The sequence below is a fragment of the Acinetobacter sp. UBA1496 genome, assembly GCF_002324975.1.
GTDB lineage: Bacteria > Pseudomonadota > Gammaproteobacteria > Pseudomonadales > Moraxellaceae > Acinetobacter > Acinetobacter variabilis.
The window spans coordinates 1-26,006 of the sequence record NZ_DCRI01000095.1 but is presented as its reverse complement, the minus strand read 5'-3'; the positions used below and the strand labels follow the sequence as shown (position 1 = coordinate 26,006).

Annotated in this window: 24 protein-coding genes; 12 read left to right on the top strand and 12 right to left on the bottom strand. The window is 43.3% G+C overall.

All coding sequences use genetic code 11. The features are described from left to right. Window positions 1-3 precede the first annotated feature (3 nt). The 9 genes from B3143_RS11695 to B3143_RS11655 all read left to right on the top strand — a co-directional run bounded on the left by B3143_RS11695 (window position 4) and on the right by B3143_RS11655 (window position 9,756). Complete coding sequence (locus B3143_RS11695; protein WP_004811110.1) at window positions 4-936, top strand: IS5 family transposase; 933 nt, start codon at window positions 4-6, stop codon at window positions 934-936. A gap of 287 nt (window positions 937-1,223) precedes the next feature. Further along, entirely contained in the window at window positions 1,224-2,723 is a 1,500-nt protein-coding gene (locus tag B3143_RS11690) for a DUF6035 family protein (RefSeq protein ID WP_026444247.1), read from the top strand. A 7-nt stretch (window positions 2,724-2,730) separates the two neighbouring features. Beyond that, complete coding sequence (locus B3143_RS11685; protein ID WP_005232180.1) at window positions 2,731-3,735, top strand: Fic family protein; 1,005 nt, start codon at window positions 2,731-2,733, stop codon at window positions 3,733-3,735. Between the two features lie 158 nt (window positions 3,736-3,893). Next, entirely contained in the window at window positions 3,894-5,483 is a 1,590-nt protein-coding gene (locus B3143_RS11680) for a peptide chain release factor 3 (protein WP_004782060.1), read from the top strand. Between the two features lie 95 nt (window positions 5,484-5,578). Beyond that, window positions 5,579-6,406: a hypothetical protein gene (locus B3143_RS11675; protein ID WP_005232178.1), complete on the top strand. Its 828-nt coding sequence runs from the start codon at window positions 5,579-5,581 to the stop codon at window positions 6,404-6,406. A gap of 49 nt (window positions 6,407-6,455) precedes the next feature. Further along, on the top strand, window positions 6,456-7,418 hold the full coding sequence (locus B3143_RS11670; protein WP_005232176.1) for an RsiV family protein: 963 nt from the start codon (window positions 6,456-6,458) through the stop codon (window positions 7,416-7,418). Beyond that, on the top strand, window positions 7,415-8,236 hold the full coding sequence (locus B3143_RS11665) for a TatD family hydrolase (protein WP_034169895.1): 822 nt from the start codon (window positions 7,415-7,417) through the stop codon (window positions 8,234-8,236). Before B3143_RS11670 ends, B3143_RS11665 begins: the two co-directional genes overlap by 4 nt. Before the next feature lie 128 nt (window positions 8,237-8,364). Then, window positions 8,365-9,171, top strand: coding sequence for an enoyl-ACP reductase FabI (locus B3143_RS11660; RefSeq protein ID WP_005232173.1), 807 nt, complete (start codon window positions 8,365-8,367; stop codon window positions 9,169-9,171). 186 nt (window positions 9,172-9,357) lie between these two features. Further along, the gene (locus tag B3143_RS11655; RefSeq protein ID WP_034169896.1) at window positions 9,358-9,756 is read left to right on the top strand and encodes a cytochrome b562; all 399 of its coding nucleotides are present in this window, start codon (window positions 9,358-9,360) and stop codon (window positions 9,754-9,756) included. A gap of 51 nt (window positions 9,757-9,807) precedes the next feature. Here B3143_RS11655 and secB read toward each other — a convergent pair whose 3' ends face one another. From secB to rsgA, 4 genes are all read right to left on the bottom strand, one after another. Then, entirely contained in the window at window positions 9,808-10,266 is a 459-nt protein-coding gene (gene secB, locus B3143_RS11650; RefSeq protein ID WP_125278754.1) for a protein-export chaperone SecB, read from the bottom strand. 35 nt (window positions 10,267-10,301) lie between these two features. After that, window positions 10,302-10,556, bottom strand: coding sequence for a glutaredoxin 3 (grxC, locus tag B3143_RS11645; protein WP_034169897.1), 255 nt, complete (start codon window positions 10,554-10,556; stop codon window positions 10,302-10,304). Between the two features lie 21 nt (window positions 10,557-10,577). Continuing rightward, window positions 10,578-10,985, bottom strand: a complete 408-nt coding sequence (locus B3143_RS11640; RefSeq protein ID WP_005232169.1) for a rhodanese-like domain-containing protein — start codon at window positions 10,983-10,985, stop codon at window positions 10,578-10,580. A 93-nt stretch (window positions 10,986-11,078) separates the two neighbouring features. Further along, window positions 11,079-12,137 carry a small ribosomal subunit biogenesis GTPase RsgA gene (rsgA, locus tag B3143_RS11635; protein ID WP_034169898.1) on the bottom strand — a complete coding sequence of 353 codons (1,059 nt, stop codon included), beginning with the start codon at window positions 12,135-12,137 and terminating at the stop codon, window positions 11,079-11,081. Between the two features lie 124 nt (window positions 12,138-12,261). On the opposite strand from rsgA, the gene orn reads away from it, so the two are divergent. Next, a complete protein-coding gene (gene orn, locus B3143_RS11630) occupies window positions 12,262-12,816 on the top strand; it encodes an oligoribonuclease (protein ID WP_004782074.1) in 555 nt (184 codons plus the stop codon). A 34-nt stretch (window positions 12,817-12,850) separates the two neighbouring features. On the opposite strand, the gene B3143_RS11625 is transcribed toward orn, so the two are convergent. Further along, window positions 12,851-13,099: a hypothetical protein gene (locus B3143_RS11625; protein WP_005232166.1), complete on the bottom strand. Its 249-nt coding sequence runs from the start codon at window positions 13,097-13,099 to the stop codon at window positions 12,851-12,853. A 198-nt stretch (window positions 13,100-13,297) separates the two neighbouring features. On the opposite strand from B3143_RS11625, the gene B3143_RS11620 reads away from it, so the two are divergent. Continuing rightward, complete coding sequence (locus tag B3143_RS11620; RefSeq protein WP_104426619.1) at window positions 13,298-14,068, top strand: tRNA threonylcarbamoyladenosine dehydratase; 771 nt, start codon at window positions 13,298-13,300, stop codon at window positions 14,066-14,068. Window positions 14,069-14,172: 104 nt separating this feature from the next. Further along, window positions 14,173-15,987 carry a tetratricopeptide repeat protein gene (locus B3143_RS11615; RefSeq protein ID WP_104426618.1) on the top strand — a complete coding sequence of 605 codons (1,815 nt, stop codon included), beginning with the start codon at window positions 14,173-14,175 and terminating at the stop codon, window positions 15,985-15,987. A gap of 55 nt (window positions 15,988-16,042) precedes the next feature. Here B3143_RS11615 and B3143_RS11610 read toward each other — a convergent pair whose 3' ends face one another. The 7 genes from B3143_RS11610 to B3143_RS11580 form a co-directional block, all read right to left on the bottom strand. After that, the gene (locus B3143_RS11610; RefSeq protein WP_125278756.1) at window positions 16,043-17,455 is read right to left on the bottom strand and encodes an efflux transporter outer membrane subunit; all 1,413 of its coding nucleotides are present in this window, start codon (window positions 17,453-17,455) and stop codon (window positions 16,043-16,045) included. A 10-nt stretch (window positions 17,456-17,465) separates the two neighbouring features. Further along, complete coding sequence (locus B3143_RS11605; RefSeq protein WP_286740625.1) at window positions 17,466-19,442, bottom strand: MacB family efflux pump subunit; 1,977 nt, start codon at window positions 19,440-19,442, stop codon at window positions 17,466-17,468. Between the two features lie 2 nt (window positions 19,443-19,444). Beyond that, window positions 19,445-20,800 (bottom strand): MacA family efflux pump subunit, encoded by a 1,356-nt coding sequence (locus tag B3143_RS11600; protein ID WP_125278758.1) that lies wholly within the window; start codon window positions 20,798-20,800, stop codon window positions 19,445-19,447. Window positions 20,801-20,918: 118 nt separating this feature from the next. Then, the gene (gene holA / locus B3143_RS11595) at window positions 20,919-21,905 is read right to left on the bottom strand and encodes a DNA polymerase III subunit delta (protein ID WP_125278759.1); all 987 of its coding nucleotides are present in this window, start codon (window positions 21,903-21,905) and stop codon (window positions 20,919-20,921) included. Between the two features lie 9 nt (window positions 21,906-21,914). Beyond that, the gene (locus tag B3143_RS11590; protein WP_125278760.1) at window positions 21,915-22,448 is read right to left on the bottom strand and encodes a hypothetical protein; all 534 of its coding nucleotides are present in this window, start codon (window positions 22,446-22,448) and stop codon (window positions 21,915-21,917) included. Window positions 22,449-22,731: 283 nt separating this feature from the next. Next, window positions 22,732-25,353, bottom strand: coding sequence for a leucine--tRNA ligase (gene leuS / locus B3143_RS11585; RefSeq protein ID WP_125278761.1), 2,622 nt, complete (start codon window positions 25,351-25,353; stop codon window positions 22,732-22,734). Window positions 25,354-25,474: 121 nt separating this feature from the next. Beyond that, a complete protein-coding gene (locus tag B3143_RS11580; protein WP_005232144.1) occupies window positions 25,475-25,825 on the bottom strand; it encodes a DUF4124 domain-containing protein in 351 nt (116 codons plus the stop codon). Window positions 25,826-26,006 lie beyond the last annotated feature (181 nt).

Here is a 26,006-nt window from a genome sequence, read left to right as displayed (position 1 = left end):
CAAATGAAGAAGCCTACACACAAAATCTACCGCACAACCAATTGGCCCGCATATAACCGAGCTCTCATTAATCGTGGGAATATTGCCATTTGGTTCGATCCAAAAACACAATGGTATGCAGAACCTCAAGGCAAACAAGGTCGAAGTCAAACCTACTCCGACATAGCGATTCAATGCTGTTTGATGATCAAATCTCTATTTAGACTCACTTTACGCATGGTTACTGGTTTTGTTCAAAGCTTAATTAAACTTTGCGGATTAGATTGGACAGCACCAGACTTCACGACGCTTTGTAGAAGACAAAAGTATATTGATATTCAAATTAACTACCAGAAAAGTCGTGATGGGTTACATCTACTCGTCGACTCTACGGGTTTAAAATTTTTAGGTGAAGGCGAATGGAAGCGTAAGAAGCATCAGCCTGAATACCGTCGGCAATGGCGTAAACTGCATATTGGTATAGATGCTGAAACACTGCAAATACGTGCCGTTCAGCTTACGACAAATAATGTCAGTGATTCACAAGTACTTGGTGATTTACTCGATCAGATTCCTCAAGATGAGCATATTGACTCCGTTTATACCGATGGTGCTTATGACACAAAGCGGTGTCGCCAGTTGATCACAGATCGAAATGCCCATGCGATTATTCCACCCAGAAAAAATGCGAAGCCTTGGAAAGATACAAAAGTTCATTCGCTAGAGCGAAATGAATTACTTCGCACTGTTAAACGTTTAGGCAGGACACTATGGAAAAAATGGTCGGGCTACCATCAGCGAAGTCTGGTAGAAACCAAGATGCACTGCATCAAATTATTAGGCGATAAGCTCAGTGCTCGGAATTTTGATAGCCAAGTCAACGAGATTCATGCACGTGTGGCCATCTTAAATAAGTTTACGGAGCTCGGCCGACCTCACACCCAAGTTGTCACTTAAATTTAAACAACTTAGGAAAGCTCTATCTTTAAAATCTTTATGCAACAAAGCCGATTGAAACGAAAGATAAGGCAAACTACACCTTATCCGAAGAAGAGCAGCGTAAAATTAAACATGCAGAACTTTTATTTCAAAATGTCAGAGATGATGTAGACGTTGTTTTTAAAACTCAATTTGAAAGTGAAAAAGTCGTTGAAATTATTAAAAATGTTATTGGTAAAAAGGCTAGTAAAGGTTAGATTAAAGGCAATATTAATGTTGGCTTGATAAGCAAGTTGAGGGGATACATGAAGTTGGTTCATATTGTTGATAAAGATCAAAATATGTGGATTGATGTGAATGTATTCTTTCAACAGTCTGAAATGGAGCTGACTCAATGGCGTAGTCAAATAAGGGAGCGATATAAACGGGATAAAAACAAGCCTCATTTTACTTGCGCTTGGTGCCAATCCCCAGTGACCCTTGCCAGACGTACAGATCACATGGAGATCAATTCCTCGGCAACATTTTTTTTTAAACATATTCCTGAGTTGGAAAATAATCCAAACTTCCAATGTCCTGTAAAGCATATCAAACAGTTATCAGAGCAAGAAAAAACTGCTCTAAAGTATCAAATTGCGAAAGAAACTCAACAACATAAATTGCTGAAAGAGAACATATATAAAAGCCTTCAAGTAGATGAAGCTTTTAGTGATATTCATATTGAGCAAGTTCGTAAAAGTATTGATCTAAAGCAATGGCGTAGACCAGATGTATCTTCATTATATAAAAAGCAATTAGTTGTTTTTGAAGGACAACTTTCTACAACTTTTTTGAATGTGATTATTGATCGTAAGATTTTTTATCAAGATAACAATGCTTGCTTACTGTGGATTTTTAATCATTTTGAACCAACAGAAAAAGCGAAGAAGCAGTCAATGCAAGATATTTACTACAACAATAATGCAAATGCCTTTGTAGTGAATGATTCTACAGTCGCTCAATCAATTAAAACAAAAGTTTTTACTTTAGAGTGTCATTATTTAAAGCCTGAAATAAAGAATAATCAAATCATTAATCAGTGGAATACTGAGTTCGTCGAATTCCAAAACTTAGTCCAGAACGAAGCTACAAAGCAAATATACTTTTTTGATTATGAAGCTGAATATCAAAAGCTAAAGCAAAAATTAGGCTTACGTCATAGTTATTTACAAGAGAGTAAGAATCAAAAAGATAAACTAAAAGTTCAGAAATATATCGAATCACTAGAACAGGTTGATCTTGATACAAAAGTTCCATCAAAAACTAAATCTGAATTATTGGTCGAGTTTACTAAACTATGGATAAAAACTCATTACCTTACCGATAGTCAATTCAACTTTCAGTGGTTTTCCATCCGTAAAGAGCTTGAGCTAATGGGTATTAGTACACCTAAATACATTTTACATGCACCCTATAAAACAGTGGTCAACTCAATTTTAAGTGCAAAATTTGGTTACGTTGTAGGTAACAATATTAATGATATGGTGAGTGTAGCTCATAACTTGATGGAACATCATCCAGCTTACATTAAGCATTTGATGCTTACTTTAAAAGTAACAGGCAAACCCGATTTATTAAACGAGAGAGATAGTTCGGGTAAATGGAAAGAGCGTTATAAAAAATATGTTCAACAGCCAGAAGAGTTTAAAATTTATAAACATGATTTAAATCAATTTATTGAATTTTTAGTTCCTGAGTTTGAAGGACGCTTAATTGCTTGGGGTGAAAGCTGTGAACTTCATTCAAAAATAAATTTACCAAAGTAGGTCTATTATGAAATACCAACCGCCTTATACCATCACCTCAAAAATCATTCATCTGATTGCTCAGATCAGTGAAAATATAGGGCGTTTGACTGTTTTAGAGGAAATTCAGGACAGCTTAAAACTCAGAAAAGCCAATCGTATCCGTACTATTCAAGGTTCTCTTGCAATAGAGGGGAATACGTTAAGTACAGAACAAATCACGGCGATTCTAAATGGTAAGACTGTGATTGCACCTCCGAAAGAAGTTCAGGAAGTACGTAATGCCATTAAAGCCTATGAAGCATTTCAGCAGTGGCAACCAAGCCAAGAAAAAGACCTATTACAAGCGCACCAAATTTTAATGACAGGCTTAATTGATGAAGTCGGTCAGTATCGTCATGGTGGTGTCGGTGTAATGTCAGGTGATCGAGTAGTGCATATGGCTCCACCTGCGAATCAGATTAACCGTTTGATGGCTGATTTACTTAATTGGTTGAATGACAGCGATATACATCCACTGATTCAAAGTTCAGTATTCCATTATGAGTTTGAGTTTATTCATCCATTCGCAGATGGTAATGGTCGAATGGGGAGGTTGTGGCAGACATTGATTTTAAGTAGATGGAATCCAATCTTTGCCAATATTCCAGTTGAAAGCTTGATTTACCAAAATCAAAAAGCTTATTACGAAGCGTTGCAAGCAAGTACAGATCGTACTGATTCAGCCCCGTTTATAGAATTCATCTTACACATGATTTTAGATGCCATTCTTAGTTCAACTGATACCGCTCAAGATAGCGATCATGTTACCGCTCAAGTTAACGTACAAGTGAGCGACCAAGTTCAGCGTTTACTTTCGGCAATGAAGCAAGAAGATTATACTTTAGCTGAATTGATGCAATTGGTTGGATTAACTCATCGAGCAACATTCCAAAGGAATTACTTAAATCCTGCAATAGAAGCTGGTCTGATTAAACGCACCATTCCTGATAAGCCGAAAAGTCCGAAGCAAAGATATAGATTAAAAAGATAACAATACTTTCAATTGTGGATAAATCAAGACATATCCGCAATCAGTAAAATCCTATTCAAATCTGCTACAATTACGCCAATTTTGAATTCCCACTTTTTCAGTTTTAGTACATATTTAGAAATGTGTACATAACTGTGTACATATTGTAGATTTTTCTCATGTTTAAAGATCAATTAGCTAGAGAGGTAAAGGCTCGTAGAACCTTTGCTATTATTTCCCACCCCGATGCCGGTAAAACCACCATGACAGAAAAACTGCTGTTATGGGGTCAGGCCATTCAGGTTGCAGGTATGGTGAAAAGCCGTAAATCGGATCGTGCAGCCACTTCTGACTGGATGGAAATGGAAAAAGAGCGTGGGATTTCGATCACCACGTCCGTCATGCAGTTCCCGTTCAAGGACAAGATGATTAACCTGCTGGATACCCCGGGGCATGAAGATTTCTCGGAAGATACTTACCGTACCCTCACTGCGGTAGACTCAGCGCTGATGGTGATTGACGGTGCAAAAGGTGTCGAGGAACGTACCATCAAATTGATGGAAGTGTGTCGTATGCGTGACACTCCTATCATTTCTTTCGTCAACAAAATGGACCGTGAAATCCGTGAGCCTTTAGAGCTGCTGGATGAGATCGAAAATGTCCTGAAAATTAAATGTGTCCCGATTACCTGGCCACTCGGTACAGGACGTGACTTCGCTGGTGTCTATAATCTGCTCGAAGAAAAGTTCTATGTCTATAAAGCCGGTTTTGGTTCAGTGATTACTGATATCGAAGTTCGTGATGGCTATGACCACGCTGATTTACGTGAAAAAGTCGGTGAGCTGGCTTGGGCGGCATTTGAAGAATCATTGGAACTGGTACAAATGGCCAATGAGCCATTAGATCGTGAAGAATTCCTGGCAGGCCGTCAAACTCCAGTGCTGTTCGGTACAGCTTTAGGTAACTTCGGTGTCGACCATGTTCTGGATACATTTAGCGAATATGCACCGCCTCCCAAAGCGCATCCAACTCAAGACCGTAAAGTAGAGGCAGATGAAGAAGGTTTTACAGGCTTTATCTTCAAGATTCAGGCCAATATGGACCCGAAACACCGTGACCGTATCGCTTTCATGCGAATCTGTTCAGGTAAGTATGAAAAAGGCATGAAAATGAAGCATGTGCGTATCGATAAAGATATCCGCATTAGCGATGCCTTGACCTTCCTGGCTGGTGACCGTCAGCATCTGGAAGAAGCATGGCCGGGTGATATTATCGGTCTGCATAACCACGGTACCATCCAGATCGGTGATACTTTCACTTCAGGTGAAAAACTGCAATTTACCGGTATTCCGCACTTTGCACCGGAAATGTTCCGCCGTGTCCGTCTGAAAGATCCGTTGAAGTCAAAACAGCTGCAAAAAGGTCTGAAAGAGCTGTCTGAAGAAGGTGCAACTCAGGTCTTCATGCCACAAAACAGCAATGACCTGATTGTTGGTGCTGTGGGTGTGCTGCAGTTCGAAGTGGTGGCGTATCGTCTGAAAGAAGAGTACAAGGTGGACTGTATTTATGAGCCGGTGAGCATCAATACAGTACGTTGGGTATCTTGCGAAGATGAGAAGAAATTTAATGAATTCAAGAAAAAAGCCCATGACCAGTTATCTGTTGATGGTGGTGGTCATTTGACTTATCTTGCACCAAGCCGAGTGAACTTACAGCTGATGCAGGAACGTTATCCGGATATCGTATTCCGTAACACACGCGAACACTAAGCCTTCAGGCTTGGAAAATGTTAAACAGCTTCTCCGGAAGCTGTTTTATTTTGTGCTACATTTAGACGACTCATTACTTATATCTCTAAAAAATCATGAAGTTTAGTAAGGAAATCCTGCTCGGTTCAGTCATTGGCTGCAGTTTGTTACTTGGTGCATGTGATAAAAATGAAAAAGAACAGCCAGTGACGGAACAGAAAAAATCTGCAGCAGTCACCCCTGAAGAAAAAGCCAAAGTTTTGCCTTATCTGAATATCCAGGAGAAATCGGCCGATATTGCTTTGCCATTTTGTGAAACTAAAAACTGTATTAATCTGGATATTCAAACCTTAAAGACAGCTGATTCCTGGCTAAACCAGTCTATTGAAAAGCAGCAAGCAAAAGTCATTCAGGATCAGATTGGCCTAAAGCAGGATATGAGTCTGCAGCAGGCGGTTAATGCGTATGTAAAAAAATCAGATGCCTGGCAAGCCCAGCTCAAACTGAATAAAGCCTATGAGTTATCGCTGTATACCCGTATTCCTTATCAGCGCAATCAATTTGTGTTAATGCAAATTGGGGTAGACAGCACTCAGGAAAATATCCGCGTCAATGAACGCTATTATTTCTTTGTGGCTGACCGTGTGCAGCAAAAAATACTCAGTCCGCTAGATATTATCAATCCTGAGCAGCAATTGCAGATGGATCAGATTGTGCAGCAGGCTTACCAAAAATGGTTAAAGGACAATAATGCAGAAGTCCAGCAGAAAGCACCAAAAAAACTGTACTGGGGGCAGGCGGACTGGTTCTTCGATCAGGAAGGAATTGGCTTACATTATCGTAGTCAGGAAATTAGCAAAGATGCCAAACAACTGGACATCTATTTAACCAAAGAACAAACACAACAAGTCTTGAAAGTGGATATTTATCAGAATATGTTCTAACAGGTAGGTCCTGCAAGGATAAATAATGATGTTGAACAAAGGTTAATGCATGTCAAATTATAAGAATGTTTTATGTCTGTCAGTATTGGCATCAGCGGTTTTGCTGAGTGCCTGCCAGCCTAAGGAAAAAGAGCCGAAAGAGCCTGCTGCGCCTGAAGTGGTACAGGCTCAGCCTGAAGTGCTGAAGCTGAGTGGTGATACTGAGAAGCTGAAACTGGCCTTGCCTGAATGTGAAGGAAAAAACTGTCCTGAGATTTCTATCGAGAGATTGAAAAGCAATCAGCCATTTATCGATGAATGGATAGATCAGCAGATTCTGCAGCAGCTACAGGGCATTTTGTCTATTGATGCGATTGAACCGGCGAAAGCATCTGCAGCAAGTGAAGCTGAAGCCGCTGCTTCCGAACCAAAAACTGCATTAGCCAATGTCAAAACTCCAAAACAGCAGCTTGAACAGCAGATTCAGCCGCATATGCAGACTTTCCTGAATCTGGATAAGGAGTTGAAAGCACTCAGTGCCAGCCATAGTATCAGCTTGATGATCAAACCGAGAATTCTACAATCTGGTGATCCACTCGCGACTGTGGTCTTAAACAGTACCCATTATCTCGGTGGTGCGCATGGCGCTTCTGCTCAAACCTACTACAATTTTGATCTTGAGCAGAAAAAGCTGATTAAGCTGGATGATATCATTCTGCCTAAACAAAAGGCTCAGCTCGAAGCCAAAGCTTATGAGGCTTTTAAAATCTGGGTGATGGAATCCAAACTGGCCAATGATGTAGCTGAATATGAACAGGCCTGGAAATTTAAGCTGACAGATAATTTTTACCTGTCTAAACAGGGACTGGCGCTGCAATATGCCGAATATGAGATTGGTCCTTATGTGGTGGGTTTGCCACGTCTGGTCATTCCTTATGAACAGCTGAATGGCATTCTGAAACCTGAATATCTGCCTCAAACAGAGAACGCTGCTTCAGAAGCCGAGCCTGCAACTCCTGCCAAAGCACGCTGATGGTTTCGTTATTTGATACCCATACCCATTTTGATGTTCCCGATTTCGATCATGATCGGGAACAGCTGGCTTATGCATCCAAAGCAGCAGGGGTGGAGCATCTGGTCTTAATTGGTTTTTTACAGAGCCGGTTTAAGGATTTATTGCAGACGCATCATTTTATTAATCAGTTAGACAATGCGCCTCAAAGTCATCTGGCACCCGGCCTGCATCCATTTTATATTGAGCAGCATCAACCTGAGCATTTACAGGATCTGGAGCAGTTATTAAGCACAGAGCCTTGTATTGCCATTGGTGAAATTGGTCTGGATACTTTCGATAAACGGCATAAACAGCCGGAACTTTTTCAGAAACAGAAAGATTTTTTTGCTGCACAGCTGGAACTGGCGCAGCAGTTTGATAAACCTGTGTTACTGCATATCCGTAAATCTCATGCCGATGTTTTACAGATTCTAAAACAGCATCAGTTTAAACAGGGCGGTATTGCCCATGCCTTTGGTGGCGGGATTGAAGAAGCCAAAGCCTTTATCAAGCTGGGCTTCAAGCTTGGAATAACAGGACAAATCACCAATCCGAATGCTAAAAAACTGCATCAGGTGGTACAACAGGTAGGGCCGGAATATCTGGTGCTTGAAACCGATTGTCCGGACATGACGCCTTTATGTTGCCAGCATTCTACTGAGCAGCGAACTCGCAATACGCCTGCCAATCTGCCTTATGTCCTGCAAGGCCTGGCCAAGAGTCTGCACATGGATCAAGATGAACTAGCACAGCAGCTCTGGAAAAATACCCATCAGGCTTTACATCTGGCGATTTAAGATAAAACCCTACATCGGTCGGAAACTGGATTCCAATTTATGATCCAGTGAAAAAAGGCGCATTATGCAATTTCTAAAATGCTTTAGACTTGGCATCATGCATATAAATTATTTTGAGTGAGATTCACATGGCACAAGGACTATTGGCGGGTAAGCGCTTCTTGATCGCAGGTATTGCAAGTAAATTATCAATTGCTTTTGGTATTGCTCAGGCATTACATCGTGAAGGTGCAGAACTCGCTTTTACTTATCCAAATGAAAAGCTGAAAAAACGTGTAGATGATTTTGCTGCACAATTCGGTTCTGAATTGGTTTTTCCTTGTGATGTGGCAGTAGATGCAGAAATTGACAATGCATTTGCAGAACTGGCAAAACACTGGGATGGTCTGGATGGCGTCGTACATTCAATCGGTTTTGCGCCAGCACATACCCTAGATGGTGACTTTACTGATGTAACCGACCGTGAAGGTTTCAAGATTGCCCATGACATCAGTGCGTACAGCTTTATCGCGATGGCACGTGCTGCGAAGCCATTACTGGCTGTACGTCAAGGCTGCCTGTTAACGCTGACTTATCAAGGTTCTGAGCGTGTGATGCCAAACTACAACGTGATGGGTCTGGCGAAGGCCTCTTTAGAAGCAGGTGTACGTTACCTGGCATCTAGCCTGGGTGCAGAAGGTATCCGTGTGAATGCGATCTCAGCAGGTCCAATCCGTACATTGGCGGCGTCTGGCATTAAATCATTCCGTAAAATGCTGGATCTGAATGAAAAAGTGGCTCCACTAAAACGCAATGTGACCATTGAAGATGTCGGTAATGCAGCCTTGTTCCTGTGCTCACCATGGGCAAACGGGATCACTGGTGAAATCATGTATGTCGATGCGGGTTATAACACAGTAGGCATGAGTGCTGAACTGATGCTGGATGCAGAATAAGTCTTTTTAAAAGATCAATTTTCAGCAAAGAAAACCCCTCATTATTGAGGGGTTTTTATTTTTAACTTTAATTGTTAATGATGTAAGTCTGATGACAAGGGATACAAGAATTCGGATCAAAATAATTTATCTTTCAGGACTTTCCCACTAAGATGTTTAATATAAAAACAATACAGGATAATAAGGATGTTTAAAAATTTTTTAATCAGCATGATTTTTGTGATGGGCACAGTGGGGATCACCACGTCGAGCATGGCAGAAGACAGTCACTATCATGACAATATGCATGAACTCGACCATCATTTAAAAAATTTCAAATCTGCCAAAGATAGCAAAGAGGCGCGGGCAGCATTGCAAGGTATGCAAAAATCTGTGGAAGTTTGCCAGAAAAATTTACCATCAGGTCTGCAAAAGCTAAAATCCAAAGATGCGAAAGTTACGGCTTATCAGGGATTGTTAACTGACTTATTGAAAGAGATTAAACAAGCTGAACAATTTGTTGCAGCCAATCAGCTAACCAAAGCCCAAACTCTCACAGTGAAAATGGATCAGATTAAAAAGCAGGGGCATCAAGCCTTTAAATAAGCCATAAAAAAGACCGCTATTGCGGTCTTTTTTAACTTCAAGATCAAGTGATTAAGCTTGACCTTCAACAGCAGCAGCTTGCGCACGTTGCATGTTCGCTTCAAATTCAGCATCGAAGTTGATTGGTGTAAGCAGTAATTGCGGGAAGCTGCCTTTAGTCACCATATCATTCACCGCTTCACGAAGGAACGGGAACAGGATGTTCGGGCAGTAAGCACCAAGAATGTATGGCAGACGCTCTTCTTCAACGCCATCAATCAGGAAAATCCCTGCTTGAGTCACGTCAACGATAAACGCTGTATCACCTTCATTGGTCGCTTGAACCACAACTTTTAAAGCCACTTCAAAATGAGTCTGATCAATTTTTTCTGCAGAAGAAGAAAGGTTGATGTTTAACTCAGGTTGCCATTGCTTGGTAAAAACTTGTGCCCCAGGAACTTCAAAAGAAATATCTTTAGTGTAAATACGCTCTAATGCCAATTGTGGTTGAGCTTGTTGTTCTTCACTCATTCTTTAATCCTTGATATGAGGTAGGTTTTAGTAGATTAAGCCAATAATTCGTCTAGTTTGCCTTCACGCTCTAGGGCATAAAGTTGATCAAAACCACCGATAAATTGTTCATTAATAAAAATCTGTGGCACGGTACGATGATTGGTGCGTTGCATCAATTCAAGACGCACTTCAGGGGCTTCATTCGATAAATTAATTTCTTTGTATGCAACACCTTTGCGCTCAAGGAGCTGTTTTGCACGGATACAATACGGACATACTGTCGTCGAATAGATAGTAACTTCAGCCATGATCAATCTCCTGTTCGCAGATTATTTGCTTTTCACCAAAGGTAAACCTTGAGCTTTCCAGTTTGTAATGCCGCCATCCAGACGGTAGGCATCTGCATGACCTACCTGTTGAAGCGCAGAACCTGCAACTTGCCCAAGATTACAAATGAACACCAACGGGCGATCAGATGCTTTTAACTCATCAACGTGTTTTGTAATTTGGCTATATGGAATGTTACGGCTACCACTGATGTGACCTTCACGGAAGTCTTTAGCATCACGTAAATCAATCAGCATGGCATTTTTTGCTTTAACTAAAATTCCCAGCGATTGCGGAGAGATTTTGCGACCATTACGTTGACCTTCGATGATGAAGAATACAACCACGAGTACCGCGAGTGTTCCAAACAAGAAGGGGTGATTCCCCATAAACTCGAACCAACGTTCCACAATTCACCTAATTACAATTTTAAAATTGCCAAGAGTATAGCTCATAAATATGGTGATCAAAATCACCGCTTCAAGGGCTAAGCCTTAAGAAAATTAATTTTTTTGCTGCGCTTCGTTAATTTCGTCAATTAAACGTAAATAGCTGTCCAGTCGGCGCGGCAAAATTTCCCCTGTTGATGCTGCCTGACGTAAGGCACACTGCTTTTCATGTTTATGGGTGCAGTTACGGAATTGGCAGTGACCGAGCAGATTTTCAATTTCCGGAAAACCGCTTTGGACTTTGTCCAAGGTCAGATGCCAGAGACCAAATTCACGGATTCCCGGTGAGTCGATGAGAGCAGCGCCATCACCAAAGGAAATCAGACGTGTGGAGGTCGTGGTATGTTGCCCCAGTGCTGAGTTTTCAGAAATGACATTGGTTTTCTGTGCAGCATCCGGGACGATCGCATTAATCAGCGTGCTTTTACCGACACCTGACTGACCGACAAACGCTACAGTTTCCTCATTCAGACGAGCGGACAGTTCTGTCAGATCGCCATCGGACTGGGTTTGCATCACTTCATAACCCAGATCTTTATATTCTTTAAGCAAATCCAGAATTGGATCATTTTCCTTAAGCAAATCTGATTTATTCAGAACTAAAAGCGCTGGAATCTCTGCATCTGCGCAAGCCACCAGATAACGGTCAATCAGACCCGGAGCTGGTTCAGGCAATGGCGCAAACACAATCACAATCAGGGAAATATTGGCGGCAACCGGTTTAACCTTGTGGTAACGGTCAGGACGGGTCAGCAAAGAAGTGCGCGGATGAATCGCCGTAATAATGCCGAGTCCGGTATTTGGATCAGCCTGCCATCTGACTCGGTCGCCTGTTACCAGCAATTCCAGGTTGGTTCGGGTATGGCAGCGCCAGACACTACCCAGTTCAATCGGCTTCCAGAAGGGCTCAGGTTCGCCTTCAGCCACGACCGGTTTTTCAGGATGCTGTTCAGGTACGGACAAGGCCTGGACTTCAAGCTGGCGGCCATAATGCTGCACGACCAGCCCTTCCAGGTCTTGAGAGGTATCGATCTCTTCCTGACGCGTTTTATGCTGTTTTTGAATACGACGTTGTTGTTGTTCAGTTAAACGACGTTTACGTATTAAAGCCATTCAAATCCTAAAAAACCATGGGAGCGAGATGGCAAAAATAGCATGAAGCGGGGTGTCAGTTACAGCATCGACGTAATAAATTTGCTACTATAAATGTTTTATAGCCTAATAAGATTGCACATTTATGAGCAGCACCCCGGATAGCCGCCTGATTTGGATTGACCTGGAAATGACAGGTCTGGATACAGACAATGACCAGATTATTGAAGTTGCCACGATTGTAACGGACGATAACCTAAATATTCTTGCCGAAGGGCCCGTGCTAGCTGTGCATCAATCTGACCGTATCCTGAATGCGATGGACGAGTGGAATACTCGCCAGCATGGTCAGTCTGGCCTGATTGAGCGCGTACGCCGCAGTAAATTGACTGCTCAGGATGCAGAACGTGAAACCATTGAATTCCTGAAAAAATGGGTGAATCCAAAAGTATCGCCTATGTGTGGTAACTCGATCTGTCAGGATCGTCGCTTTCTGCACCGTTTAATGCCTGAACTGGAACAGTATTTCCATTACCGTAATCTGGACGTATCTTCAGTAAAAGAGTTGGCAAAACGCTGGCGTCCTGAAATCATGAGTGGCCTGAAGAAAAATGCTTCGCATCTAGCCATGGATGACATTCGTGATTCGATTGCTGAACTGAAATATTATCGTGAATATTTCTTCATTATGAATAAATAATCCGAACAGTGAAAAAGAGGCGAAAGCCTCTTTTTTATTTGCTCGCAGAAAGTTTCTTGCGATAAAAGTTTTCACTACTCTCAAACAGTACCCAGGTCAGAAGCACCAGAGCAAGATGGGTCTGGGTTTCATATTGATCCAAAATAATCAAGGCAAATAATCCCAAAGTCAGGATACGGATCATGATACTAAGATAATAGTTTTTCTGCTTTTTAAAGGTTAAACCGTAAAGATAGAGCAGGAACAGTAAAACCATCAGGGCAAAAAGGGCGTTAAATAGCATGCTGATCTGACTCCCTTTAAGGTAATCCTAATTGAAATATTGTGAAGTTTATTATGGTTGTAATTTGATCGATTTTACGTGTTTTAGCGATGGCGCAAGAAGGCTTTTTTGACTGATTTTGTATCTGGATTTTAGTGGCAGTAAAGTGCCCATGATTTTGCTAAAATACTCTGGTGTTTTTCTTGCTATTGATGACCTATGACTGATCTGCTTCAAGATGATGAGTATGACCGCCGCTTTGCGGGTGTAGCCAAAATTTATGGTGACGATAGCTTTCATCATTATGAAAACAGTCATGTGATGGTGATCGGAATTGGTGGTGTTGGTTCATGGGCAGTCGAAGCACTGGCACGTACCGGGATTGGCGAGCTCACACTGGTCGATATGGATGTGGTCGCAGCATCGAATATTAACCGTCAGTTACCAGCCATGACCGCAACACTGGGATGTGAAAAAATCGAGATCATGGCAGAACGCTGCCGCTCGATTAATCCTCGAATTAAAATCAATCTGATTGATGATTATCTGACGCCAGAAAATGTGAAAGAAATTCTGTCAGGAAATCCTGACATCATTCTGGACTGTATCGATGACGTCAAAGCAAAGTTTGCCTTGATGCTGCATTGCCGTTTTAACAAGATTCCATTGATTGTATCCGGTGGAGCAGGCGGTAAACTGGATCCGTTAAAAATCCGGGTAGCCGATTTATCCAGAACCGAACAGGATCCAATGCTTGCAAAATTACGTGCGCAATTACGTGCTAAAGGCATCCGTAAAAAGCCAAAAGAAAAATTTGGGATCACTTGCGTCTACTCTATCGATAATCCATTCTCGAGTGCAGATGTTTGTGCAAGCGCAGGCTTGCGCTGTGGTGGTTATGGTTCTGCAGTGGTAGTGACTTCTAGCTTCGCCATGGTTGCGGTATCGGAAGTATTGAAAAAGCTTGATAGCAAAAGACTGAAAGCCTAATTGAGTCAACAAAAAAAGCACACAATTTGTGCTTTTTTTTATGCTAAGTTTAAAATGAATTTTTATACATATAACAAAAACAATCTTTTGGTTTTGGAGCAGCTATGTGGTTTTTGCTAGTGCTGGTTTTGGGGATTGGGGCTTTAGCAATCTGGATGTGGAAACGTCCTGATCCGGTGAAACGTGATCAGGCCAAAGCCGTGCATCATGATCTATGGATTGAGCAGATTGATGCTCAATTGAAATATGCAACCCGTCTAAGTACGGATCCACATTATCCGGATTATGAACGCGCCTATCAAATTTATCAGGGGCTGGCCCAGCAGCAGGAATTGCCACAGGCTTATGTGGGTATGGCCTTGATGCATTTAAACGGACAGGGGCGTGAGCAGAGCACGGAAAAAGCGATTAGCTTTCTTGAAAAAGCTTATAGTTTAGGTGGGGAAGATGCAGCCTATCATTTAGGTCAGATCTATGATGGTCATCAATACCAATTAAATAATCCTGAAAAAGCCTTGTACTGGTATCGGTATGCGGTCGCGCGCGGTCATCTGGATGCGCAGTATCGCATCACTGAGCTGTCCGAATCTGATCATGACACTGCAGAACAGCAACGTCTGCAACTGTTAATTCGAAATGCCGAGCAGGGACATGCCAATTCACAGTATCAGTTAGCCCAATATTATTTGGCAGATGGTGCAGCGCAAGATTTAAGTTTGGGGATCCATTATCTGTTTCTGGCAGCACAGCAGGATCACTTGGCAGCCAATCAGGATATTGCCGAAGCCTATGCAAATGGCAAAATCTTGCCCAAAGATCAACAGCAGGCTTTGAGTTTCATTAAACGCTGTATTCATCTTGGTGATCAGAGTGGTTTATATGATTACTATGCTGGCGTGTTACTCGGCACTATTGATCCTGATCAACGTCAACGGGTGTTTCAGCATCTATTACAGCAGTCTAAAGAACATAAAGATGCACAGGCCAAAACTCTGATCGGTCTGGCCTATTTTCATGGTTGGTATGTGCAAAAAAATGAAACCATGGCATTTCGTTACTGGTCTGAAGCAGCACAAACTCAGCATCCTCAGGCCTTGAGTCTGATTGCCGCACTATATTTTGAATCCTATCTGGTCGCACATGAACCGGAGAAAGCATTTGAACTCTATCAACATGCCTTGCAAAGCGATCCTGGTCATCGATTTAGTCATATGGGTCGGGCACTCTGCTATTTAAACGGAGTGGGGGTAGCCAAAGATACGACTAAAGCTACCCAAATGATTCAGGCAATCGCACAGCAAGAGCAACTTGCAGCACAGTCTGAAGCTGATCTGATTTATATAGTGGGACGTTTTTATGGCTTGCCTGAATATCCACTACCGACACGAGAAAAAGCAATTCAATATTTGAATCAGGCGGTGGCGAAAGGTTCAAGTAAGGCTGCCTGGTATTTGTATCAGGCTTATAGTGATTTTTATCCAGTCTTTGCAGTGAATGAGGAACAGGCCAAACGTTATCTGCATCAGGCAGCTCAATTGGGAAATGCACAAGCACAGGCCGAATTGGGCATGATGCATTTAAAGGGCAAGAAGGTGGAGCAAGATACGGCTTTAGGACTGAAGTATCTGCAACAGGCTGCGAGCCAGCATAATGGTCTCGCACTAAATGCTTTAGGTGAAGCTTTGGAACAAGGAATTGGTATTGAAGCCAATTTGGATCAGGCAATCCAGTGCTATCGTAAAGCGGCTGCGCAGGTGAATGCCGATGCTTATAGTCATCTGGGGTGCTTATATACCAAAGGCATTGGTGTAGAACGTGATATTGCAATTGCCCGTCAATGGCTGGAAAAAGGCAGTCTGTTAGGACATGAGCCTTCTATTGAACAGCTCAACAATGTAAATGCTTATCTGCATATGTAAACTTCAAAAAAAGCCGCTGACTAACAGCGGTTTTTTATTGAGTTAAATGTATTGCTTAAGGCAGTTGCTTGATCGGGCTACCCCCCAAAGCTTGCATCAGGGTCACATAAGCATTGTATTGGCTTTGTCGGGTTTGCACCAAAGACAGACGGGCATTACGTGTAGTCTCTTGTGCATCCAGCAGATTTTTCAATGCCACTGCACCATTACGATAACGCACTTCAGTCAAACGTTCTGTACGTTCAGCCAGTTCAACATTACGTTGTTGTAACGCAACCTGTTTGGTGAGTTCAGTGCGATTAGACAGGGCATTCTCTACATCGGCAAAAGCTTCGTACATGGTCTGACGATACTGGATAATTGCCTTTTCGTATTCCAGTTCATTCACCTGTAAATCACGTTTCATATCATTCCATTGCAGGAATGGCAGGCTGAGTCCTGCGCCTAAGGTCGCCACCGGATTTTTAAGTGCATCTGACAATGATGAACTGGTGCCTACGCCAGTACTTAGGCTGCCAGTCAGGCTGATCGAAGGATAATAACTGGCCTTGTTGGCATCCTTGTTGGCCAAGGCTTTACGCAAACGCAGTTCAGTGGCTCTCAAGTCAGGACGGCGGGAGAGAAGGCTAGCAGGCAAGCCAGCTTCAATCGACGGTAAGGCAATATTCGGTAAACGTTGAGGTTCCTGAATCGAAAGCTGTTGCACAGGCATATTCATGAGTACTGCCAGTGCCGTACGTGTTTCCACACGCTGCTGTTCAATTTGGCTTAAGGTCGCTTGCTGGCTTTGAATGGCCTGTTCAGCTTGAGTCAGATCGAGACCAGACACTGCACCGGCACGATACTGGACATTGACCAGATCATACGTACGCTGTGCAGTCGCCAGGTTTTGTTGAACCACGCTATAACGTTCATTTAGATAACCCAGCTGCCAGTACAGTTGAGCAGTCGTACCAATCAGACTTTGTGCAGTCGCCTGTAAGTCCTCTTCAGATGCCAGGGCCTCCCAACGCGCTGCTTCAGTCTGATTGGCCAGTTTACCGAACAGATCCAGTTCATAGCTTAAGCCAGGGAAATTAACCCCAAAACCGGATGAACTGCTGCCATTTTCCAGATCAAAGCTTCTACGTGTGGTTAAACCAGCATCACTGATACGTACACTTTGCTGGCTTTGTGTCTGTCTGGCTTGAATACGGGCTTGCTGCAAATTGATCCCGGCCACGGCCAGATCACTATTGGCTGCCAGTACGTCATTCACCAGACTATTTAATTGGGGATCTTTAAATAGAGTCCACCATTGATCTGCGAGAATATCAGCATGAATTTGCTGACTTACAGCTTTACTGTTTTGAAAGTTATTAGGTACCTGTACAGCAGGTTGTTCATACGGCGTTTTCACCACGGCCGCACAGCCGACCAATGAACTCCCTAGAATCAGGGCACTGGCAAGTTTGGTAAGAGTATGCATATCAGATTCCTTATTCTCGAGAAAGTGCATCGACCGGATTCAAACGGGCTGCATTACGTGCCGGGATAAAGCCGAACACAATACCGATCAGACTTGAGCAGACAAAGGCCGCGACAATCGATGTGGTTGAGTATGCCATCTGGAAGGTTCCTCCAGCAAAATGCGTAATCAGCTGACCGATACCGAGTGACAGCAATACGCCTAAGATACCGCCCAGAATACAAACCAGAACAGCTTCTATCAGGAATTGCTGCAGAATGTCGCTTTGGCGCGCACCGACCGCCATCCGTACCCCGATTTCCTGAGTACGTTCAGTCACGGAAACCAGCATAATGTTCATCACACCAATACCACCGACCACTAGGGAAATGACGGCGATAGCCGAAACCAGAAGCGTCATGGTCTGAGTGGTTTCTTGAATGGTTTCACGAATACTGTCGGAGTTTTGCGTAAACACATCTTGAGCACCATGGCGTTGTACCAATAGGCTTAAAATGGCATTTTCCGCAGCCGCACTTGGATATTCATCTTTAATACGCACAATGATACTGCGTACATTGGATTGTCCCAGCATACGGCTCATGACGGTTGAATAAGGCAAATACACATTCAGGCTGTCTGAGTTGCCCATCATGCTTTTTTGTTCTTCAATGACGCCAATCACCCGACTCGGTACACTACCCAATAGAATGACTTGACCGACAGGATTAGTGCCATCCGCAAAGAAAGTGTTTTTGGTATTGCTATCAATCACCACGTCCTGAACTTGTTCGGTCACACTTTCTTTATCAAAGGGCTGACCTGACTCGAAGTTCATACCTTTGACATAGAAGAAGTCTTCACTGACACCGTTGACCGTGGTCGATGCTTCGATCTCTTTGAAGCGTCCGGTGACACTACTGTTGACCGATGGACTGACACCATCGACATAAGGTTGTTCCGATAGGGCAGTAGCATCATCAGGAATCAAGGTTTTCACTTGTGCAGTTCGGGAATTATCCCCAAAGCCCCGGCCTTGGAACACGGTAATGGTATTGGTCCCAAGACTGCTGATATTTTCCAGAATCTGCTTTTGTGAGCCATTACCGAGGGCAACGACTGAAACCACCGACGCGATCCCGATAATGATGCCGAGCATGGTCAGGAAGGTCCGCATCCGGTGTGCATTCATGGCCAATAAGGCCATACGGAAAGCTTCACCGAGACGGTCTACTGCAGAACGCCAGCTCGAGATTTTCTTTTGTTCATTTCGAACCAGATTTTCTTTCTCGAAACCATCATCAACTTCAGGCACATTCGGTTTGTCTGAAATGATATTCCCGTCTGAAATCTCTATAATACGTGTCGCATTTTTTGCCACGTTATGATCGTGCGTGACCAGAATAATGGTATGACCTTTGGCATTCAGCTCACGCAGAATCCGCATCACTTCAATACCGCTATTCTTGTCCAGTGCACCGGTGGGTTCATCGGCAAGAATCACGTCACCGCCGTTCATTAAGGCACGAGCAATCGATACACGTTGTTGCTGACCACCAGACAGTTGGCTCGGACGGTTTTGGGTTTTGTCCCCCAGTCCTAGATCGGTCAGTAATTGCTTGGCACGAGCATTACGCTCGGTCGCATCGGCACCGGCATAAATTGCGGGTACTTCAACGTTGCTCGTAGCATTTAAATCACCCAATAAGTGATAGCGCTGGAAAATAAAGCCGAAATACTCACGACGCAATTGAGCTAATTCATCAGGCTCAAGCTCACGGGTTTCACGTCCTTTAACTTTGTAGCTACCGTTGGTGGGTTTGTCCAAGCAACCTAAAATATTCATTAAGGTTGATTTACCTGAACCCGACTGACCTACGATTGCCACTAATTCACCGGGATAAATCTCAAGATTAATCCCTTTAAGAATCTGAACAGTGCTTTCACCGGCGGGGAATTCACGAGTCAGATTCTTAACCTCAAGTAGAGGTGTTTGATTTTGACTCATAATTACATTCTCATTGGGCCGCCAGCACCACCACGGTTGCTGCGTTTAGCTGAATCATTTGAAGTATCTGAACCATCTGCAATCACCACTTTATCGCCTTGATTTAAGCCGCGGATGACTTGAGCTGTGACGCGGTTATTCAGACCAATTAATACAGGTTGAGGTTTTGCAGAACCATCTGCTTGTAATACACGAACCATCGATACAGTTGCTTTTCCTTGTTTAACCAAAGCTTTTTCTGCTTCAGTGAGTTCTAAGCGTTTAGGTCGATCCGTTTTATTTTCACCTTGTTTCGCATCAGCAGGAGCGGCAGCATTATTGGCTTGTGTTGTATCGCTATCGGAACTTTGTGCACGGCGCTGCGGACGGTTTGAGGTTTGCACCGCTGCGGCAGGAATAGTCAGCACATTTTTCGCTTCATCTAAAATGATGTAAACCTGAGCAGTCATATCAATACGTAATTTACCATCTTCATTCGGTACATCAAATAGGGCGTTGTAATACACCGCAGTACTTGATGATGAAGTCGATGTGCTGTTGGTTTCGGTATTGATCGAGTCCGGTGCAGGTTCAACTTGACGTAATGTTGCATAGTGTTTGGTTTCACTGTCACCTAAAGTGGTGAAGTAAACACTTTGACCTTCCTGAACTTTCATCACATCGGCTTCAGAAATTTCCGCTTTAATGGTCATGGTATCCAGCTGCGCCAGTTTCACAATCGTTGGTGCACTTTGATTGGCGTTTACAGTCTGACCTTCTTCAGTCACGATCGCTACAATGGTTCCGTCCATTGGCGCCACAATTTGGGTATAACCGAGATCTTCTTTCGCAGTGGCTAGAGTTAAACGTGACTGTTCGATCTGTGCATTAATTGCAGTAATGTCCGCTTGTGCTGTCTTATAACTTGCCAAGGCTGATTCCAGCTCTGAACGGGAAGTCGCATCCTGTGCATACATGGCTTGCTGACGCTTATACTCGGCTTCCACCTTAGCGAGGTTGGCCTGTTTCACGGCAAGCTGTGCCATCTGGTTTTTAATACTGGCTTCAGCAGTCTTTAAATCATTTTCCTGACGAACAGAGTCAATTCGGGCAATCAGTTGGCCTTGTTTGACCTGATCGCCAAGTTGCACATACATTTTTTTAACCTGACCCGAAACCTGGGCACCGACACTGACCATTTTGGTGGCTTCCAGTACACCTGTTGCCAGTACCGAGTTTTCAATATCTCCCTGAGTCACCTCAGCAGTAATGTATTGTGTTGGCTGTTGTTCAGGTTTGAGGAAATACCACCCGGTGGCTATAAGTGCAATGGCAATGACTACTGCCATGATCAGTTTGGACGGTTTTATTTTTGGCATAGTGAACAGATCTAAGTCAGAGATATGTGGGTGATTATAAAAGCGAATTAAGGATAAATCGTGAATTTTTTTAACAAATAAGAATGATTATTATTTTATTTATCTGATGATTAAGCAATTAATGAAATAAAGTTTTGCCACACATGCTGGCAATGGCTTGCTGCACCAAATGTTCAGGGTTTTCATGCCCCAACCCTTTGATAGAAGCATCAATTCTTAATAACAGGGCCGGCCAAGCTAAAAAGGTTTGTGGGCTAAGTCGACGTAAAGGCTGTTGATATAGGCTAACTTTGGTTTTCCAGATACCGATTTGTAAGGCATTTTGTGGCTGTTCAAATAATTGCATCAATAGACGCATTTCTTTGCTGATACTCCACAAAATCAGGCTCATTGGCTCGCCTGATGCAATCAGATACTGGAAAATCTTAATTGATTGCGCCAGATTCCCATTTAATAAGGCATCACTCAGGTCATAGGTGCTGTAACGGGACTGGTCCTGCAAACAGGCATGTAGATGGTCAATCTGGATAATATCTACTTCAGCAAAAGTATCCGCCACTCGCATCAGGCTATTTTTGGCTGCCAGCAAATTGTGCTCATGATGCTGCTCTAACCATTGCCAGGCGTCATTGGCCAGCTTAATTCCTAGTTTTTCCGCTTCAATTCCGAGGATCTGTTGACGATCTTTTGGGTAGTTGGCCACTAGCGATACATTTACGCCATTGGCATCAATGGTCTGGAAAAAGCTGGATTTCAGGCTGCTGGCATCCTGCTTCGGCATGACTACCAATAGCAGGTTGTCACTGTCCTGTTGCAGATAGTTTTTTAACAGTTTGAGACCACTGGCATCCGGTTTGATATTGCCATGCACTTCAATTGCCAATTGGCTAGAAAATAATGACAGGCTGTTTAAAGCATTGAAGACATTTTTCCAGTCAGAGGCAGAGCTAATATCATAACGCTGGCGTTCAACTTCACGGCCTTTCCAGCTGCTACGAAAGGCATCTACCAGATTCTGTTCCAGCAAAGGTTCCTGACCATGCAACACCCAGGCACCGCGAGCTTCATTGACACGTTTTAATGCCTGGAGGTAATCAAGTTTCATTGGGTCGTCTTATTTGGCTGGTTGAGTCGAAGTTTCTGGTTTTGCCAATGGCAAACGATTCGATGAAATTTGACGGGCAATCTGCTGGGCCACATCATCAATCAGGACCTGATTTAAGAATTTTTGTTCCTGGTCATCCGTATTCACGGTTTCAATATCATATTGATAGGTACGGGTCGCGATTACTGTACGAGGTTCAGTCACCGGATTGCCTTGTGCATCTTCAATTCGGAAAGTAACATTCAGACGCAATAAGGTTTCTACCAGTTTGCCATTCAATTCTAGACGGCGAGGGGTGTAATCTAGGACACGTAAGACATAAGCATTAGGTGCATTACTCAGCTGTACTCCGGCAGCACCCAGATAAACGGCTAGTTTTTCCTGAAGATCTTCAGTATTGTCAGGCAAGGCCAGACTCATGACTGAGTAAGCTACAGGTGCGGAACTCGGATTGGTTCCTTTTAAATGAAAGCCACAGCCAACGAGGCCTGCACTTAGACCACAAGTTAAAACAATTGCTGCTAAACATTTGCCTAAATGCATGAGTATCCTCTTTTTCCCTTAGGGAAATATTTGAAATCCTGAACCGAATTGTAAAGTCAAAGCCCGTTGGCTGGCAACGGGCTTTGTTTGGAATTGTGAAATCCTTTCCCTCATCCTGACCTTCTCCCAAAGGGTGAAGGAATTTCCCTCTCCTACAAGGAGATGGTTAGGGATAGGTTAATTTAATCCCTCCCGACCTCCCTTTAAAAAAGGGAGGAGACTTCATTTTTTTATTTGAAGTGGAAAGTCCCCCTTTTGTAAAGGGGGATTTAGGGGAATTAAATTAAACCACCAAGTTCACTAGCTTATTCGGTACCACAATTTCTTTCTTGGTTGGGCCAGTCAAGAATTGCTGAACTTCTGGCAATGCTTTGGCTTGAGCAAGAATGTCATCTTTAGATGCATCCACAGACACTTCAAGTTTGCCACGAAGTTTACCGTTGACCTGAACCACGATGGTTTGGGTATTACGAGTCAATGCAGATTCATCCACTTGTGGGAACTGCGCTTGAGTTAACTCGATTCCAAACTGAGCCAATAAAGTTTGACTTAAATGTGGTGCAAATGGCGCAAGTAAAATTAAAAGCGTAGTGATCGATTCACGCGCTACAGCAACGTCATTGTCATCTTTCGCTTCAAACTTGTTGTTCGCATTTAATAGCTCCATCATCGCTGCAATGGCAGTGTTGAATGCATGACGACGTTCAATGTCATCACCCACTTTCTGGATGGTTTCGTGAGTCTTACGGCGTAAATCTTGTGCAGCTGTAGAAAGAGCGGCTTTATCGAATTCAGTCGCAGTATTACCTTTTTCAAGGAAACCTGTTGCCAAACGCCATACACGTTTCAGGAAGCGATTTGCACCTTCAACACCGGCATCAGACCATTCAAGTGATTGATCTGGTGGTGCAGCAAACATCATGAACACACGTGCAGTATCTGCGCCGTATTGGTCAATAATCGCTTGCGGGTCGATACCGTTGTTTTTCGATTTCGACATTTTTTCCTGACCGCCAACGATGACGTCCTGACCATCACCTTTGTATTTCGCAGAAGTGATACGGCCTTTCTCGTCACGCTCAAGTTCGATGTCGGCAGGATTGAACCAGGTTTTCTTGCCTGATTCCGCTTCGCGGTAATAAGTATCCGCAAGCACCATACCTTGAGTGAGCAAGTTGGTGAACGGCTCGTTACCTTGTACCACGCCTTCGTCACGCATCAATTTGTGGAAGAAACGTGCATAGAGCAAGTGCAGAATTGCGTGTTCAACACCACCGATGTATTGGTTTACTGGAAGCCAGGTTTGACCTGCTTCAGGTTTCACCATGCCATCGGTAAAGTCTGGAGATGCATAACGTGCATAGTACCAAGAAGATTCTACGAATGTGTCTAGCGTGTCTGTTTCACGACGCGCATCGCCACCACAGCAAGGACAAGTGGTTTCGTAGAATTCAGGCATCTTGTTCAGCGGGTTACCTGAACCGTCTGGCACAACATCAGTTGGAAGTACCACAGGCAGTTGATCTTCAGGCACTGGCACTTGACCACATTTGTCACAGTTGATCATTGGAATTGGACAACCCCAATAACGTTGACGAGAAACACCCCAGTCACGTAAACGGAATTGAACTTTCACGTTGGCAAGACCTTGTGGTTCTAGTTTTGCCAAGAAAGCATCAAATGCGCCTTGGAAATCTAAACCATCAAATTCACCTGAATTAACCAGTTTACCTTCTTTAGAACCGTACCATTCTTGCCATTGTTTTGCATCAAACTCGCTATCATCAGCACCTTTGGCATCAATCACTTGCTTGATGGTTAAGCCATATTTATTGGCAAATTCGAAGTCACGTTCATCGTGTGAAGGCACTGCCATCACCGCACCTGAACCGTAAGACATAAGCACGTAGTTTGCGATCCAGACAGGAACTTCTTCACCTGTTACAGGGTGTTTTACAGAAAAACCTGTTGCCATGCCTCTCTTCTCAGCAGTCGCAAGATCCGCTTCTGCCACAGAACCCATACGGCATTCTTCAATGAAGGCTTGAAGTTCAGGATTGTTTTCCGCAGCTTTTAATGCCATTGGATGTTCTGCCGCCACTGCAACATAAGTCACACCCATTAGAGTGTCGGCACGTGTTGTGAAGACAGTTAAACCGTCTGCATAAAATTCCGGATTCGCTGAAGGGAAAGTGATTTCCATGCCTTGTGAGCGACCAATCCAGTTGCGTTGCATAGTCAGGACTTGTGGTGGCCAGCCGTCTTTCAGCGTTTCAAGATCGTCCAGTAATTCTTGCGCATAATCAGTGATGCGGAAGTAATACATTGGGATATCACGTTTCTCAACCAATGCGCCTGAACGCCAGCCGCGACCATTTTCAACCTGTTCATTGGCAAGAACTGTCTGGTCTACTGGGTCCCAGTTCACTGTAGAAAGTTTACGGTAGATCAGGCCTTTTTTATAAAGCTGAACAAACAACCATTGTTCCCAGCGATAGTATTCTGGTGTGCAGGTTGCGAATTCCCGATCCCAATCTACAGACAGGCCAAGTTTTTTCAACTGATTACGCATGTAATCAATATTTTCGAACGTCCATTTTGCAGGAGCGACCTGGTGTGCAATTGCAGCGTTTTCCGCAGGAAGACCGAAAGCATCCCAGCCCATTGGTTGTAATACAGTTTCACCTTTTAAACGGTGGAAACGACTGATCACGTCACCAATGGTATAGTTACGCACATGACCCATATGCAGTTTGCCACTTGGGTAAGGGAACATCGAGAGGATATAACGACGTGGACCTTCTACAGTGTCGGCAACTTTAAAGGCTTTGCGAGATTCCCAGTCCTGTTGGACTTGAGGCTCAATCGCACTGGCTTGATATTCTGAGTCAATGTGAGTAGTCATATACGTAATACAAGAGAACGGTTAAAAAAATATAGGGCACAGCATAGCGCAAAACACACCTAAAAGTGAATTTTGCGGATGGGATTCTGCAGGAAAAATCTAAATTGACAGACGAGTATGATTAGAAAGCTACACGCTCAGACTGACCACGTTGTAAAGCTTCATTGGCTTCACGCTGTTGCTGCTCATTTTCAGAAACGACAGGCACAGGTGCAGATGAATTTGAGTTACCCGTTTCGGTCTGGTTCTCATTTTCGGTTGTTCTTGATGGTGTAGGCGCGGAATTGGTCCAGCCATAGGTTTCTACTTTGCTTTTGTGCTTGGCATTTTTAGGAGGCGGGGTTTTAGTGTAGTGAGTCACGCCTTTGGCATCTACCCATTTATAATATTCAATCGCTAAAGCAGAGCTGCTCGCTACACCTAAAACAAGTGTAGTAGCAAAATTTAATGCGGTCAGGAAAGATCTTTTCATCAGTAAAAGTCCTGAAAATTTCAAGCGGTTAAATAGAGTTGTTATTGTAGAGAGTTTTTTGCCATAAGATGATTTTTAATTCAATTAATTTTGTGATCAGTAGTGGTCTTATGTTCCAAGCTAATGCTAAAAAAGAGTAATTTTATATAAAAAGAAATTTATTTAGGACTTACGCACTATT

What these genes read in the sequence shown, in the direction of transcription:
- B3143_RS11695 (WP_004811110.1), top strand. Translation starts at nt 4, where the DNA reads ATGAAGAAGCCTACACACAAAATCTACCGCACAACCAATTGGCCCGCA.
- B3143_RS11690 (WP_026444247.1), top strand. Translation starts at nt 1,224, where the DNA reads ATGAAGTTGGTTCATATTGTTGATAAAGATCAAAATATGTGGATTGAT.
- B3143_RS11685 (WP_005232180.1), top strand. Translation starts at nt 2,731, where the DNA reads ATGAAATACCAACCGCCTTATACCATCACCTCAAAAATCATTCATCTG.
- B3143_RS11680 (WP_004782060.1), top strand. Translation starts at nt 3,894, where the DNA reads ATGTTTAAAGATCAATTAGCTAGAGAGGTAAAGGCTCGTAGAACCTTT.
- B3143_RS11675 (WP_005232178.1), top strand. Translation starts at nt 5,579, where the DNA reads ATGAAGTTTAGTAAGGAAATCCTGCTCGGTTCAGTCATTGGCTGCAGT.
- B3143_RS11670 (WP_005232176.1), top strand. Translation starts at nt 6,456, where the DNA reads ATGTCAAATTATAAGAATGTTTTATGTCTGTCAGTATTGGCATCAGCG.
- B3143_RS11660 (WP_005232173.1), top strand. Translation starts at nt 8,365, where the DNA reads ATGGCACAAGGACTATTGGCGGGTAAGCGCTTCTTGATCGCAGGTATT.
- B3143_RS11655 (WP_034169896.1), top strand. Translation starts at nt 9,358, where the DNA reads ATGTTTAAAAATTTTTTAATCAGCATGATTTTTGTGATGGGCACAGTG.
- secB (WP_125278754.1), bottom strand. Translation starts at nt 10,266, where the DNA reads ATGAGTGAAGAACAACAAGCTCAACCACAATTGGCATTAGAGCGTATT.
- grxC (WP_034169897.1), bottom strand. Translation starts at nt 10,556, where the DNA reads ATGGCTGAAGTTACTATCTATTCGACGACAGTATGTCCGTATTGTATC.
- rsgA (WP_034169898.1), bottom strand. Translation starts at nt 12,137, where the DNA reads ATGGCTTTAATACGTAAACGTCGTTTAACTGAACAACAACAACGTCGT.
- orn (WP_004782074.1), top strand. Translation starts at nt 12,262, where the DNA reads ATGAGCAGCACCCCGGATAGCCGCCTGATTTGGATTGACCTGGAAATG.
- B3143_RS11625 (WP_005232166.1), bottom strand. Translation starts at nt 13,099, where the DNA reads ATGCTATTTAACGCCCTTTTTGCCCTGATGGTTTTACTGTTCCTGCTC.
- B3143_RS11620 (WP_104426619.1), top strand. Translation starts at nt 13,298, where the DNA reads ATGACTGATCTGCTTCAAGATGATGAGTATGACCGCCGCTTTGCGGGT.
- B3143_RS11615 (WP_104426618.1), top strand. Translation starts at nt 14,173, where the DNA reads ATGTGGTTTTTGCTAGTGCTGGTTTTGGGGATTGGGGCTTTAGCAATC.
- B3143_RS11610 (WP_125278756.1), bottom strand. Translation starts at nt 17,455, where the DNA reads ATGCATACTCTTACCAAACTTGCCAGTGCCCTGATTCTAGGGAGTTCA.
- B3143_RS11605 (WP_286740625.1), bottom strand. Translation starts at nt 19,442, where the DNA reads ATGAGTCAAAATCAAACACCTCTACTTGAGGTTAAGAATCTGACTCGT.
- B3143_RS11600 (WP_125278758.1), bottom strand. Translation starts at nt 20,800, where the DNA reads ATGCCAAAAATAAAACCGTCCAAACTGATCATGGCAGTAGTCATTGCC.
- holA (WP_125278759.1), bottom strand. Translation starts at nt 21,905, where the DNA reads ATGAAACTTGATTACCTCCAGGCATTAAAACGTGTCAATGAAGCTCGC.
- B3143_RS11590 (WP_125278760.1), bottom strand. Translation starts at nt 22,448, where the DNA reads ATGCATTTAGGCAAATGTTTAGCAGCAATTGTTTTAACTTGTGGTCTA.
- leuS (WP_125278761.1), bottom strand. Translation starts at nt 25,353, where the DNA reads ATGACTACTCACATTGACTCAGAATATCAAGCCAGTGCGATTGAGCCT.
- B3143_RS11580 (WP_005232144.1), bottom strand. Translation starts at nt 25,825, where the DNA reads ATGAAAAGATCTTTCCTGACCGCATTAAATTTTGCTACTACACTTGTT.